This window comes from Achromobacter sp. 413638 (assembly GCF_043119405.1).
GTDB lineage: Bacteria > Pseudomonadota > Gammaproteobacteria > Burkholderiales > Burkholderiaceae_B > Achromobacter.
Window position 1 is genome coordinate 1 of sequence record NZ_JBICCO010000041.1, and the last position, 13,861, is coordinate 13,861.

General features: G+C 64.8%; 13 protein-coding genes. 2 read left to right on the forward strand and 11 right to left on the reverse strand.

Annotated features, from left to right (window positions below; translation table 11 throughout):
- Positions 1 to 171: 171 nt before the first annotated feature.
- From iscX to uvrB, 10 genes are all read right to left on the reverse strand, one after another.
- On the reverse strand, positions 172 to 366 hold the full coding sequence (iscX, locus tag ACEU5R_RS17390) for a Fe-S cluster assembly protein IscX (RefSeq protein ID WP_212312617.1): 195 nt from the start codon (positions 364 to 366) through the stop codon (positions 172 to 174).
- Positions 366 to 707 (reverse strand): ISC system 2Fe-2S type ferredoxin, encoded by a 342-nt coding sequence (gene fdx / locus ACEU5R_RS17395; RefSeq protein WP_103275058.1) that lies wholly within the window; start codon positions 705 to 707, stop codon positions 366 to 368. Before fdx ends, iscX begins: the two co-directional genes overlap by 1 nt.
- Positions 708 to 716: 9 nt before the next feature.
- Positions 717 to 2,579, reverse strand: coding sequence for a Fe-S protein assembly chaperone HscA (gene hscA / locus ACEU5R_RS17400; protein ID WP_103275059.1), 1,863 nt, complete (start codon positions 2,577 to 2,579; stop codon positions 717 to 719).
- A gap of 69 nt (positions 2,580 to 2,648) precedes the next feature.
- Complete coding sequence (hscB, locus tag ACEU5R_RS17405) at positions 2,649 to 3,161, reverse strand: Fe-S protein assembly co-chaperone HscB (protein ID WP_392411043.1); 513 nt, start codon at positions 3,159 to 3,161, stop codon at positions 2,649 to 2,651.
- Between the two features lie 3 nt (positions 3,162 to 3,164).
- Positions 3,165 to 3,488, reverse strand: coding sequence for an iron-sulfur cluster assembly protein IscA (gene iscA, locus ACEU5R_RS17410; protein WP_103275061.1), 324 nt, complete (start codon positions 3,486 to 3,488; stop codon positions 3,165 to 3,167).
- A 150-nt stretch (positions 3,489 to 3,638) separates the two neighbouring features.
- The gene (gene iscU, locus ACEU5R_RS17415; protein WP_103275062.1) at positions 3,639 to 4,043 is read right to left on the reverse strand and encodes a Fe-S cluster assembly scaffold IscU; all 405 of its coding nucleotides are present in this window, start codon (positions 4,041 to 4,043) and stop codon (positions 3,639 to 3,641) included.
- Between the two features lie 33 nt (positions 4,044 to 4,076).
- A complete protein-coding gene (locus ACEU5R_RS17420; protein WP_103275063.1) occupies positions 4,077 to 5,288 on the reverse strand; it encodes an IscS subfamily cysteine desulfurase in 1,212 nt (403 codons plus the stop codon).
- Between the two features lie 22 nt (positions 5,289 to 5,310).
- On the reverse strand, positions 5,311 to 5,850 hold the full coding sequence (gene iscR, locus ACEU5R_RS17425) for a Fe-S cluster assembly transcriptional regulator IscR (RefSeq protein ID WP_103275064.1): 540 nt from the start codon (positions 5,848 to 5,850) through the stop codon (positions 5,311 to 5,313).
- 188 nt (positions 5,851 to 6,038) lie between these two features.
- A complete protein-coding gene (locus ACEU5R_RS17430; protein ID WP_103275065.1) occupies positions 6,039 to 6,530 on the reverse strand; it encodes a low molecular weight protein-tyrosine-phosphatase in 492 nt (163 codons plus the stop codon).
- A gap of 259 nt (positions 6,531 to 6,789) precedes the next feature.
- A complete protein-coding gene (gene uvrB, locus ACEU5R_RS17435) occupies positions 6,790 to 9,024 on the reverse strand; it encodes an excinuclease ABC subunit UvrB (protein ID WP_392411045.1) in 2,235 nt (744 codons plus the stop codon).
- A 76-nt stretch (positions 9,025 to 9,100) separates the two neighbouring features.
- Between uvrB and ACEU5R_RS17440 the strand changes: the two genes are divergently transcribed.
- Together ACEU5R_RS17440 and lexA are read left to right on the forward strand one after the other, a co-directional pair.
- Positions 9,101 to 10,300 (forward strand): amino acid aminotransferase, encoded by a 1,200-nt coding sequence (locus tag ACEU5R_RS17440; RefSeq protein WP_392411046.1) that lies wholly within the window; start codon positions 9,101 to 9,103, stop codon positions 10,298 to 10,300.
- 165 nt (positions 10,301 to 10,465) lie between these two features.
- A complete protein-coding gene (lexA, locus tag ACEU5R_RS17445; RefSeq protein WP_103275067.1) occupies positions 10,466 to 11,116 on the forward strand; it encodes a transcriptional repressor LexA in 651 nt (216 codons plus the stop codon).
- Between the two features lie 274 nt (positions 11,117 to 11,390).
- Here the strand turns inward: lexA and lon are convergent, their stop codons facing one another.
- Positions 11,391 to 13,841 (reverse strand): endopeptidase La, encoded by a 2,451-nt coding sequence (gene lon / locus ACEU5R_RS17450; protein WP_103275068.1) that lies wholly within the window; start codon positions 13,839 to 13,841, stop codon positions 11,391 to 11,393.
- Positions 13,842 to 13,861: the final 20 nt, after the last annotated feature.

Below are 13,861 nucleotides of genomic sequence, written 5' to 3' on the forward strand. Positions count from 1 at the left end.
TTATACGGTGTGGCCCGGCCAAGTTGACGGGCCGCGGGGAAATAACCCCGCGCGGCAGCCCGAACCCGGCATCATCGACGGCCCGAAGCGCGTCCGGTCCCTGATTGCGGGATCCGGAATGTCCGCCGCAATGCAAAACGCTCCCGTCAGGGAGCGTCTTCAGCCAGCGGTTCAGTCCGCTTCGTCGATCCAGGCCATCTGGATGGCTTCAAGGATCTTCTCGCCGCTATGGGCGGGATCGTCATTGAACCCCGGCAAGGCCAGCACCCACTCGCGCAGCTGGGTGAAACGCAGCGTCTTGGGGTCCACGTCGGGATGCGCGTCGTAGAGCGCGGCGGCGATCTCGTAGGTGTCGGTCCACTTCATCAATGGCCCTCTTTGGCGTGGTTGATCGTGTACTTGGGGATCTCGACCGTCAGGTCGGCGTCGGCGACGCAGGCCTGGCACGACAGGCGAGAGGTCGGCGTCAGGCCCCAGGCCTTGTCCAGCAGGTCTTCCTCGTCATCCGTCGCGTCTTCCAGCGAGGAATAGCCCTCCTTGACCACCACATGACAGGTCGTGCAGGCGCAGGACAGTTCGCAGGCGTGCTCGATGTCGATGTGATTGTCCAACAGGATGCGGCAGATCGACACGCCCTTGGGCGCGTCTTCGATCACCGCGCCTTCGGGGCAGTATTCGGGGTGAGGCAGTACAGTCAGTTTCGGCATAGCTTGTTATCAGGCGATCTCGTCAAGTTTGCGGCCGGCCAGCGCCGCACGGATGCTGCGGTCCATGCGCCGCGCGGCGAATTCGTCGGTCGCGGCCGACAACGCCTCGACGGCGGCCTTGACCGCGTCCACGTCCAACAGTTCCTGCGCGCCGGCGGCGGCGCTCAGGCAATCGTCCACACGCTTGCGCTCGTCGGCGTCCAGCAGATCGCCATCGGCGGCCAGCGCGGCCTGCACCGACTCCACCAGTTGGCGCGCCTCGACCTGCTGCTCGCGCAGCATGCGCGCGCGCGCGTCGGAATCGGCCTGCGCCACGCTGTCGGCCAGCATCCGGGCGATCTCGTCGTCGCTCAGGCCATACGAAGGCTTGACCGAGACAGCCGCCTCGACCCCGCTGCTCTGCTCGCGCGCGGTCACGCTCAACAGGCCATCGGCATCCACCTGGAAAGTCACGCGGATGCGCGCCGCGCCCGCCACCATGGACGGAATGCCGCGCAGCTCGAAGCGGGCCAGCGAGCGGGAATCGCTCACCAGGTCGCGCTCGCCCTGCACCACGTGAATGCTCATGGCGGTCTGGCCGTCCTTGAACGTGGTGAATTCCTGGGCGCGCGCCACGGGTATCGTGCTGTTGCGCGGAATCACGCGCTCCACCAGGCCGCCCATGGTTTCGAGGCCCAGCGACAGCGGGATCACATCCAGCAGCAGCCAGTCTTCGCCCGGCGCCCGGTTGCCGGCCAGCAGGTTCGCCTGCAGCGCGGCGCCCAGCGCGACCACCTGATCGGGGTCCAGGTCGGTCAGTGGCGTCGTGCCGAACATCTCGCCCACGGCCGCGCGGATCACGGGCATGCGCGTGGCGCCGCCCACCATCACCACGCCACGCACGTCGGCGGGGCGCAACTCGGCGTCGCGCAAGGCGCGGCGCGCGCAATCCAGCGTGCGCAGCACCAAGGGCTGGGCCAGCGTTTCGAATTGCTGCCGGCTGAGCGCGAGGTCCAGCTCGCGGCCATCCGACAAGGTCAGGCGCAGACGCGCATCGTCGGCGTCGGACAGCGCTTCACGCGCCGCACGCGCCGCCACCAGCAGCGCGCGGCGGTCGGCCGGCGGCAGTTCGGCGGAACCCAGGCCGCTCGCGGCGTGGTCGGCGATCAGCGCATCGAAGTCATCGCCGCCCAGGGCCGTGTCGCCGCCGGTGGAGATCACTTCGAACACGCCTTGCGTCAGGCGCAGGATGGACACGTCGAACGTGCCGCCCCCCAGGTCGTAGACCGCATACACGCCTTCGGCGGCGTTATCCAGGCCATAGGCGATGGCCGCGGCAGTGGGTTCGTTCAGCAGGCGCAGCACGTTCAGGCCGGCCAGTTTGGCGGCGTCACGCGTCGCTTGGCGCTGCGCGTCGTCGAAATAGGCGGGCACCGTGATCACGGCGCCGACCAGGTCGTCGCCAAGGACATCCTCGGCGCGCTGGCGCAGCACGGCCAGGATCTGGGCGGACACTTCCACCGGACTCAGGTCGCCCTGCACCGTGCGGATGCGCACCATGCCGGGCGCATCCACGAATTCATACGGCGCGCGCGAGGCCCGCGCCTCTTCCAGCGTACGGCCCATGTAGCGCTTGACCGACACCACGGTGTTCAACGGGTCCAGCGCCTGCTCGGCCAGCGGCTCGCGACCGGTCGTGACCCGACCGCCGGGGAAATAGCGCACCGCCGAAGGCAGCAGCGCATGGCCTTGCTCGTCGCGCAGGACTTCGGCCACGCTGCTGCGCACGGCGGCGACCAGCGAATTGGTGGTGCCAAGGTCGATGCCCACCGCCAGCTTGCGCTGGTGCGGCGCGGGCGATTCGCCAGGCTCGGAAATCTGCAATAAAGCCATGATTGTGTTTTTCTGCTCAGTGGGCGCAGCCCGGCCGCAAGTTCGGTGGCGGCCGTCCGGCGCCCTGGACTATTCCGCCGGTTGCGCGTGGGCCAGCTCCTGCGCCAGCTTCTCCACGAACATCCATTCCCGCACTTTCTGCCCCGCTGCCGCGTAGTCCTTGTCCACGTCCAGCAGTTGCGCCAGGCGCGCGCGCATCTGTCCGCGCGCCTCCTGCAGCTCCGCTTGCAGCAATGCCAGCGCAGCGGCATCGCCGCGCGCATCGTCCAGCGCTTCGCGCCAGCTCATCTGCTGCATCAGGAACGCCGGATCCATGGACGTGTTGCTCTCGGTCTGCAGGTCCACGCCTGCCTGTTCGCACAGATAGCGCGCCCGCAGCATCGGATCCCGCAGTTGGCGATAGGCCTCGTTGGCCCGCGCCGCCCACTGCATCGCCACCCGGCGCTCGGCCGGACTGGCGGTGGCATAGCGGTCTGGGTGCACCTGCGCGGCCACGGTGCGCCACGCCGATTCCAGCATTTGCGTATCGAGGTCGAAGCGCGCCGGCAAGCCGAACAGGCTGAAGTGATCGTCTCCAGCCAAGACTTACACCGTGAACGACTCGCCGCAGCCGCAGGTCGCCTTCTCGTTGGGGTTGCGGAACTTGAAGCCTTCGTTCAGGCCTTCGCGTGCGTAGTCAAGCTCAGTGCCGTCCAGATAGGCAAGGCTCTTGGGATCGACGTAGACATTCACGCCGAAGCTCTCGAAGACCATGTCCTCGGGCGCTGCCTCGTCCACGTATTCCAGCTTGTACGCCATGCCGGAGCAGCCCGTGGTCCTAACGCCGAGCCGCAAGCCGATGCCCTTGCCGCGCTTTTGCAAGTAGCGGCCGATGTGGTTGGCTGCCTTCTGGGTCAAGGTAACGGACATATTATTCTTCCAGGGTGCCGACGCACCACCCGCCACGCATGAAACCGATATCGCTCCATCGCGATGCCACGGATCCGGCTCCGCCGGTCCGCCGGCATGCCCCCTTGAGGGGGAAGCGCGCAGCGCTTCGGGGGTGGGCCATATTCATTTTCAGTTCGTCGCCGCCTCGGCCGGAACCGAGTGCTTTTCCTTGTAGTTCTGCACCGCGGCCTTGATCGCGTCTTCGGCCAGGATGGAACAGTGGACCTTCACGGGCGGCAGCGCCAGCTCCTCGGCGATCTGCGTGTTGCGGATCGTCAGCGCTTCGTCCAGCGTCTTGCCCTTGACCCATTCGGTCACGAGCGAGCTGGAGGCGATGGCCGAGCCGCAGCCGTAGGTCTTGAAGCGCGCATCTTCGATCACGCCCGATTCGTTGACCTTGATCTGCAGCTTCATGACGTCACCACAGGCGGGAGCGCCGACCATGCCGGTGCCGACGGAGTCGTCCGACTTGTCGAACGAACCGACGTTGCGCGGGTTTTCGTAGTGGTCCAGGACTTTAGTGCTGTAAGACATATTGATTCTCCACGTATTTCAAGGCGCGGGCGCTTAGTGCGCAGCCCACTGCACGGTATTCAGGTCGATGCCTTCCTTGGCCATTTCCCAAAGCGGCGACATGTCGCGCAGCTTGCCCACGCGGCTCTTGAGCAGTTCGACCGCGTAGTCGATTTCCTGCTCGGTGGTGAAGCGGCCCAGCGTGAAACGGATCGAGCTGTGCGCCAGCTCGTCGTTGCGGCCCAGGGCGCGCAGCACGTAGGAAGGTTCCAGGCTGGCCGAGGTGCAGGCCGAGCCGCTGGAGACGGCCAGTTCCTTGATCGCCATGATCAGGGACTCGCCTTCGACATAGTTGAAGCTGACATTCAGGTTGTGCGGCACGCGCTGGTCCATGTCGCCATTCAGGTAGACCTCTTCGATCTGCGACAGGCCGGCCCACAGACGATCGCGCAACATGCGAATGCGCTCGTTTTCGGTGCCCATTTCCTCGCGCGCCAGGCGGAAGGCTTCGCCCATGCCGACGATCTGGTGCGTGGCCAGCGTGCCCGAGCGGAAACCACGCTCGTGACCGCCGCCGTGCATCTGCGCCTCGATGCGCACGCGCGGCTTGCGACGCACGTACAGCGCGCCGATGCCCTTGGGGCCGTAGGTCTTGTGAGCCGAGAACGACATCAGGTCGACCTTGAGCTTCTGCAGGTCGATTTCGACCTTGCCGGTCGCCTGCGCGGCGTCCACATGGAAGATGATGCCCTTTTCGCGGCAGATTTCGCCCAGCGTTTCCACGTCCTGGATCACGCCGATTTCGTTGTTCACCATCATGATCGAGACCAGCACGGTGTCAGGGCGCAGCGCGGCCTTGAACACGTCCAGGTCGATCAGGCCGTTTTCCTTGACGTCCAGGTAGGTCACCTCGAAGCCCTGGCGTTCCAGCTCGCGACAGGTGTCCAGCACGGCCTTGTGCTCGGTCTTGACGGTGATGATGTGCTTGCCGCGTTCGGCGTAGAAGTTGGCGGCGCCCTTGATGGCAAGGTTGTCGGACTCGGTCGCGCCGGAGGTCCAGACGATTTCGCGCGGATCGGCGTTCACCAGCTTGGCGACTTCCTCGCGGGCGCGCTCGACGGCGTCCTCGGACTCCCAGCCGAAGGCATGGCTGCGCGAGGCCGGGTTGCCGAAGTTCTCGTACAGCCAGGGAACCATCTTGTCGACGACGCGGGGATCGACCGGCGTGGTGGCCGAGTAGTCCAGATAGATCGGGCGGGTGGTCATTTCTACAAACTCCTGATGCTGCTTATGCGGTGGCGTTGGCGGCGACGGTCGTGGTCGGGGCGTTGGCGGCGTTCGCGCCACCCACCCGGTTCACACGCACGGCGCAGGCCTGTGCCTGATTATTGGCTTCCTGCAATTGGCGCACACGCTGCTGATCCACGAGATCCTGCAGGGACACCGAATCCAGGTAATCGACCATCTTGCGGTTCAACGTGGCCCAGAGTTCGTGCGTCATGCACTTGCCCGGCTTGCCGTCGTTGCCGCTGGTACAGTCGCGCTTGCCACCACAGCTGGTGGCATCCAGCGGCTCGTCCACGGCGAAGATGATGTCGGCAACGGTCACGTTGCGCGCCAGGCGGGCGAGCGAATAACCGCCGCCGGGGCCGCGCACGCTATCCACGAGTTCGTGGCGGCGCAGCTTTCCGAACAGCTGTTCCAGGTAGGAAAGCGAAATATTCTGGCGCTGGCTGATGGCCGCGAGAGTGACCGGACCGCTATGCTGCCGCATAGCCAGATCGATCATGGCAGTCACGGCGAAACGCCCTTTGGTAGTTAACCGCATGGTGGGTTCCCTGTGAATCGGCCATGGCCGCCAGAGAATCCAACGGCCAATACCCGAGTAATTGGCTCAAGTATAACAAATTCCCGACTAAATTGGTATGGCTCGTAACCAGAAAAAACCGCGCTGACGCGCGGTTGATTCACTGCCAATTCAGCCCAGGCCGGCTATCGCCGACCCGAACCAGGGGCTCAGGCCGCCTGGTATTGAGTGGCGCGCTTGCGGACCAGTTCGAGCACGCCCTGACAGGCGTCTTCCAGGTAGTCCAGCACCTTGCCGAAACCGTCGGCGCCGCCGTAGTAAGGATCAGGCACGGTGGCTTCTTCGAACTCATTGGCGAAGCGCATCAGCAGCATCAGCTTGTGCTGATAGGCCTTCGGGCACTGCTGCTGCATGGCGGACAGATTGTCCCAGTCCATGGCGAGGATGAGATCGAATTCACGGAAATCTTCCGCGGTGACCTGACGCGCCTCGCAGTGCGTGATCTCGTAGCCGCGCTTGCGCGCCGCGGCCTGCGCCCGGGCGTCAGGCGCCTCGCCGATGTGAAACGCGTGCGTGCCGGCGGAATCGATGCGAACCACGTCGCCCAAACCCGCGTCGTTCACCAAATGGCGAAACACGCCCTCTGCGCTCGGCGAGCGACAGATATTGCCCATGCAAACGAAAAGTACCTTGGTCATCATGCTGGCAAGTGTGCGGGAAAACCCGCGATAAGGCAAGCTTTTTTTGCATCCAAAAGGGGGGAGCAGGACAAAATGCCGTATCAAAAATTTACTTTTAAATCAATGAATTGGAATGAAAAATCCAGACCTTCCCCAAGCTTGTCCGGGAAAAATCTGCGCAAAATTTGAACGCCCGATTGCGCTGCGCCAGAACAACATTTTTCAGCTTTTCGTCAGCGACCCGAGAGGCAGATGGGCGGCCCGCCAAGCCGCCCTCGCCTCACACCGCGCCGTCCAGCAGGACGCGCTGCTTCAATGCCGTCAGGGCATCGCGGGCAGCGGCAGCCTGTTCGAACTCCAGATTCCGGGCGTGGTCCATCATCAGCTTTTCCAGGCGCTTGATCTCGCGCGCCAGCGCCTTTTCGTCGTTCAGGAATTCCGCGGGAACCGCCGCTTCCAGCGCATCGTGCTGGACCGGCGCCACGATGCCGTCGATCAGCTCGCGCACCGCCTTGCTGACGCCACGCGCCGTGATGCCGTGGTCCGCGTTGAACTGCAGCTGCTTGACACGCCGCCGCTCCGTTTCCTGCATGGCCCGCTGCATCGAATCCGTGATGCGGTCGGCATAAAGGATCGCGTGCCCGTTGAGGTTGCGCGCGGCGCGCCCGATGGTCTGGATCAGGCTGCGCTCCGAGCGCAGGAAGCCTTCCTTGTCGGCATCCAGGATCGCCACGAGCGAAACCTCGGGAATGTCCAGGCCCTCGCGCAGCAGGTTGATCCCGACCAGCACGTCGAACGTGCCCAACCGCAGGTCACGGATGATTTCCACGCGTTCGACGGTATCGATATCGGAATGCAGATAACGCACGCGGATGCCGTGCTCGCTCAGGAAGTCGGTCAGATCCTCGGCCATGCGCTTGGTGAGCGTGGTCACAAGCACGCGCTCCGACACCGCCACCCTGGCCTTGATCTGGCCCAGCAGGTCGTCGACCTGGGTGCGCGCCGGCAGCACCTGCACCTCCGGATCCACCAGACCCGTGGGACGCACCACCTGCTCCACCACGTTGTCCGTATGCTCGCGCTCATAGGCGGCCGGCGTGGCGGACACGAACACGCACTGGCGCATGCGCGCTTCAAATTCCTCCAGCTTCAGCGGCCTGTTATCCAGCGCCGAAGGCAGGCGGAATCCATATTGGACCAGCGTTTCCTTGCGCGACCGGTCGCCGCGATACATGGCGCTCAACTGCCCGATGGTGACGTGGCTTTCATCGATGAACATCAGCGCATCGCTGGGCAGATAGTCGATCAATGTGGGCGGCGGCTCGCCTGGCGCGGCGCCCGATAGATGCCGCGAATAGTTTTCGATGCCCTTGCAGAAGCCCAGCTCCTGCAGCATTTCCAGATCGAAGCGGGTGCGCTGCTCCAGCCGCTGCGCCTCGACCAGATGGCCGTCGTCGACATAGCGCTTGACGCGCTCACGCAGCTCTTCCTTGATCGTCTCGATGGCGCGCAGGACGGTATCGCGCGGCGTTACGTAGTGCGAACCCGGGTACACCGTGAAGCGGGGCAGCTTCTGGCGGATGCGGCCGGTCAGCGGGTCGAACAGCTCCAGGCTCTCGATCTCGTCGTCGAACAGTGTCAACCGCAGCGCCAGCTCCGCGCTTTCGGCCGGAAAGATGTCGATCGTCTCGCCACGCACGCGGAACACGCCGCGCGTGAACTCGGCGTCATTGCGGGTGTACTGCATGGCGACCAGCCGCGCCAGGATCTCGCGCCTGGAAATCCGGTCGCCCGAGCGCAGGATCAGCACCATGGCGTGGTAGTCGCCGGGATTGCCGATACCGTAGATGCAGGACACCGTGCCCACGATCACAGTGTCGCGGCGCTCCAGCAGGCTCTTGGTGGCCGACAGCCGCATCTGCTCGATGTGCTCGTTGATGGACGAGTCCTTCTCGATGAACAGATCGCGCGTCGGCACGTAGGCCTCGGGCTGGTAATAGTCATAGTACGAGACGAAGTACTCGACCGCGTTCTTCGGGAAGAATTCGCGCATTTCGGCGTACAACTGCGCAGCCAGCGTCTTGTTGGGCGCCAACACCAGGGCCGGACGGCCGAGACGGGCGATCACGTTGGCCATGGTGTAGGTCTTGCCCGACCCGGTGACACCCAGCAGCGTCTGGTACATCAGGCCGTCTTCCATGCCCTGGACCAGGCTGTCGATGGCCGTCGGCTGGTCGCCCGCCGGCGGATACGGCTGGTACAGCTGGAATGGACTGCCCGGATACTCGACAAAGCCCGGGGCAGCGCCTGGAACGGTGGCGTCCCCACCCCCGCCGCTTCCCTCGCCGGCGCGCGTGCCGGCCTGCCCGGCGGACTCGTCCGCCAGGCCAGTCGCATTCAGGCCCACATCCAGGCCGTCTCCCAGGCCGTCTCCCAGGCCCGCGCCCAGGCTTTCGTCCAGACTTTCAGCCTGCTTTTCGACCGTTTTCCGGCCCCGTCGCTCGCTCTTGGACATGCTAGACTGTTCCCGAGGTAAACCCCTCATTATCCACAGCACCAATTCCTGCGTCCACCCAGCCCAATAGACTCCCATGAGCACCCTTTTCGATTCCGTCGAACTCGCGCCGCGCGACCCCATCCTTGGCCTGAACGAACAATTCAACGCGGACACTCGTCCCGGTAAAGTCAATCTGGGCGTGGGCGTGTACTACGACGACCAGGGTCGCATCCCTCTGCTGGGCGCGGTGCGCAAGGCCGAAGCTGCCCGCATCGAGGCCGCCGCGGCCCGCGGCTACCTGCCGATCGAAGGCATCGCCGGCTACAACAAGGGCGCGCAGGCGCTGCTGCTGGGCAACGACTCCCCGCTGGCCGCCGCCGGCCGCGTGCTGACCACGCAGGCCCTGGGCGGCACCGGCGCGCTCAAGATCGGCGCCGACTTCCTGCACCAGCTGCTGCCGGGCTCCAAGGTCCTGATCAGCAACCCCAGCTGGGAAAACCACCGTGCCCTGTTCGAGCGCGCCGGCTTCGAAGTCGGCACCTACACGTACTATGACGCCGCCACCCGCGGCCTGAACTTCGAAGGCATGCTGGCCGACCTGAAGGCCGCGCCGGCCAAGACCGTCGTCGTGCTGCACGCCTGCTGCCACAACCCGACCGGCGTGGATCCCACGTTCGAGCAGTGGAAGCAGATCGCCGACGTCGTCAAGCAGAACCAGCTGGTCCCGTTCCTGGACATCGCCTACCAGGGCTTCGGCGACGGCCTGCAGGAAGACGCCGCGGTCGTGCGCATGTTCGCCGAGCAGGACCTGACGATGTTCATCAGCTCCTCGTTCTCCAAGTCCTTCTCGCTGTATGGCGAACGCGTCGGCGCCCTGACCGTGGTGGCCGGCAGCAAGGACGAGGCCGTGCGCGTGCTGAGCCAGCTCAAGCGCGTCATCCGCACCAACTACTCCAACCCGCCCACCCATGGCGGCACGGTGGTGTCGACGGTGCTGAACTCGCCCGAACTGTTCTCCCTGTGGGAAGAAGAGCTCGCCGGCATGCGCGACCGCATCCGACTGATGCGCAAGCAGCTGGTCGAGAAGATCCAGGAACACGGCGGCAAGCAGGACTTCAGCTTCGTGCTGGCCCAGCGCGGCATGTTCTCGTACTCGGGCCTGAGCGCTGCCCAGGTTGACCGCCTGCGCGAAGAGCACGGCGTTTACGCCGTCTCCAGCGGCCGCATCTGCGTCGCCGCGCTGAACAGCGGCAACATCGACAAGGTGGCCAAGGCCATCGCCGCGGTGCTCTGAGCCTGACGCCCGGCGCGGCGCCATGCCGCCACGGACAACCGGCGATGCAAGACGGGACCCATGCGGGTCCCGTTTTGTTTTGGCGCCTTGCGCTTGCATTTTTCCGTTATGTCCCCCAGAATGGCGCTGTATATATGTACAGTCCGCAAGCAACGGATCATCGCCATGGCCAGCAAACTCACGGAACGCCAGCAGCAAATCCTCGACCTCATCAGGCAAACCGTCGCGCGCACGGGCTTTCCGCCCACCCGCGCCGAAATTGCCCAGGCGCTGGGTTTCCGCTCCCCCAACGCGGCAGAGGATCACCTCAAGGCATTGGCCCGCAAGGGCGCCATTGAGCTCACCGCCGGCGCCTCGCGCGGCATTCGCCTGAAGGACGCCGCCACGGCGCCAGCGCAGGCCATGCTGCCCCATCCCGCCCTGGCCCAGCTGCTGCTGCCGCTGGTTGGCCGCGTTGCCGCTGGCAGCCCGATCCTGGCGGCCGAGCATGTAGAGCGCGAGGTCGGCGTCGACCCCGGCCTGTTCGCCCAGACACCCGATTACCTGCTGAAAGTGCGCGGCATGAGCATGCGCGACGCCGGCATTCTTGAAGGCGACCTGCTGGCGGTCAAACGCGCCACCGAAGCGCGCAACGGCCAGATCGTGGTCGCCCGCCTGGGCGACGACGTGACGGTCAAGCGCTTGCAGCGCCAGAATGGCCGCCTGGAACTGCTGCCCGAGAACCCGGATTTCGCCCCCATCGTCGTGGACGCCGAACAGGAGTTCGCGCTGGAGGGCATCGCTGTCGGGCTGATCCGCACTCAGGCCCTGCACTGAGCACGCGCCATTGCGGTCGACCTGGGCTTGACCACGCCCGGCTCCCGCAGCATCGATCGCTACACCGCGACAGGAAGCCCCGCCATGGCGGGGTTTTTGTTTGGCGATGCGTCAGGGCACGACACCAGGTTGGCCCGGCACCAACATGTCCCTCTTATCGGCGCCAGCTCGACCAAACGCTCCATGCCGACGCCATGGCATATCCATCGGAGCCGTCGTTGCCCCTAAAAGAAAAGCGCCGCGTAAGCGGCGCGTTTCTTTTCTGCTCAGGATATCAGTGCTTGAGCACCGGATCCGTGCTGCCCGGTTCCGCCGGCTTGGCCACCAGCGGTTCCTTGACGGCTTCTTCCTCGGCCAGCGGCTCCGGCAGGCGCTCCAGAGCCAGCTCCAGAACCTTGTCGATCCAGCGCACCGGCACGATTTCCAGATGATTCTTGACGTTGTCCGGAATCTCCGCCAAGTCCTTGACGTTTTCTTCCGGAATCAAGACCGTCTTGATGCCGCCGCGATGCGCGGCCAGCAGCTTTTCCTTCAGGCCGCCGATGGGCAGGACTTCGCCGCGCAGCGTGATCTCGCCGGTCATGGCGACGTCGGCGCGCACCGGGATGCGCGACAGGGCCGACACCATGGCCGTGGTGATCGCGATACCCGCGGACGGACCGTCCTTGGGCGTCGCGCCTTCCGGCACGTGCACGTGCATGTCGTGCTTCTCGAACACGCTGTCCGCGAAGCCCAGGCGCCGGGCGCGCGAGCGCACCACGGTGCGGGCGGCCTCGACCGATTCCTTCATGACGTCGCCGAGCGAGCCCGTGCGCTGGATCACGCCCTTGCCGGGCATGTCCGCCACTTCGATCGTCAGCAGGTCGCCACCGACTTCCGTCCAGGCCAGGCCGGTGACCTGGCCGATCTGGTTTTCCTTCTCGGCCATGCCAAACGTGTAGCGACGCACGCCCAGGTAGTCGGACAGATTTTCACCGGTGACGTTGACGACCTTGGCTTCCGCGGTCTTGCCCTCAGCCTTGGCCTTGTCGCTCTGTGTGAGCAGCTGCTTGATGACCTTGCGGCAGATCTTGCCCACTTCACGCTCGAGCGCGCGCACGCCGGCTTCCCGGGTGTAGTAGCGCACGATGTCGCGCAGCGCGGACTCATCGACCGTCAGCTCGTTGTCCTTGACGCCGTTGTTCTTCATCAGCTTGGGCAGCAGATGGTCGCGGGCGATGTGGATCTTTTCCTCTTCCGTGTAACCCGACAGGCGGATCACTTCCATGCGGTCCAGCAGCGCCGGCGGAATATTCAGCGTGTTGCTGGTCGCGACGAACATCACATCGGACAGGTCGAAATCGACCTCGATATAGTGGTCCTGGAACGTGTGGTTCTGTTCGGGATCCAGCACTTCCAGCAGCGCCGACGAAGGATCGCCACGGAAATCCATACCCAGCTTGTCGATCTCGTCCAGCAGGAACAGCGGGTTGCGCACGCCGACCTTGGTCATGTTCTGGACGATCTTGCCGGGCATCGAGCCGATATACGTGCGGCGATGGCCGCGGATCTCGGCTTCGTCGCGCACGCCGCCCAGGGCCATGCGCACGAACTTGCGGTTCGTGGCCTTGGCGATGGACTGGCCGAGCGAGGTCTTGCCCACGCCCGGAGGCCCGACCAGGCACAGGATCGGCGCCTTGACCTTGTCCACGCGCTGTTGCACCGCGAGGTATTCAAGGATGCGTTCCTTGACCTTCTCGAGGCCGTAGTGGTCGTTGTCCAGCACCGTCTCGGCGTTGCTGATCGAGTTGTTGATCTTGCTCTTCTTCTTCCAGGGAAGATTGATGAGCGTATCGATGTAGTTGCGCACCACCGTGGCTTCGGCGGACATGGGCGACATGAGCTTGAGCTTCTTGAGCTCGGCGTCGGCCTTCTTACGGGCCTCCTTGGGCATGTGCGCGGCGATGATCTTCTTTTCGAGTTCCTCGATGTCAGCGCCTTCCTCGCCTTCGCCCAGTTCCTTCTGGATGGCCTTGACCTGTTCGTTCAGGTAGTAGTCGCGCTGGCTCTTCTCCATCTGCTTCTTGACGCGGCCGCGGATACGCTTCTCGACCTGGAGAATGTCGATTTCGGTTTCCAGCTGCGTCAGCAGGCCTTCGAGGCGCTCGGAGGTGCCGACGATCTCGAGCATCTTCTGCTTCTGCTCGAGCTTGAGCGGCAGGTGCGCGGCGATCGTGTCGGCCAGGCGGCCGGCGTCGTCGATGCCGGCGAGCGAGGTCAGGATCTCGGGCGGAATCTTCTTGTTGAGTTTGACGTACTGCTCGAACTGCGCAACGATCGCGCGGCGCAGCGCCTCGGTCTCGGAACCCTGGATGGCATCCGGCTCGATCGGGGTGACCTGGCAGGTGAAGTGCGAATCCGCGTCTTCGATGGTGTTGATGCGGGCGCGCTGCGTGCCCTCGACCAGCACCTTCACGGTGCCGTCGGGCAGCTTCAGCATCTGCAGGATGCCGGCGACGCAGCCGATTTCGTAGACGTCTTCGGGAGTGGGATCATCCTTGCCGGCGGACTTTTGCGCCACCAGCATGATGCTCTTGCCCGCTTCCATCGCGACTTCCAGCGCGCGGATCGAGCGCGGACGGCCGACGAACAGCGGGATGACCATGTGCGGGAACACCACCACGTCGCGCAGCGGCAACAGCGGCAGGTCGATCGGGTCGGAAGGCAGGGTCTGGCTGGCAGACATAGATGGTTCCTCGGTATGAC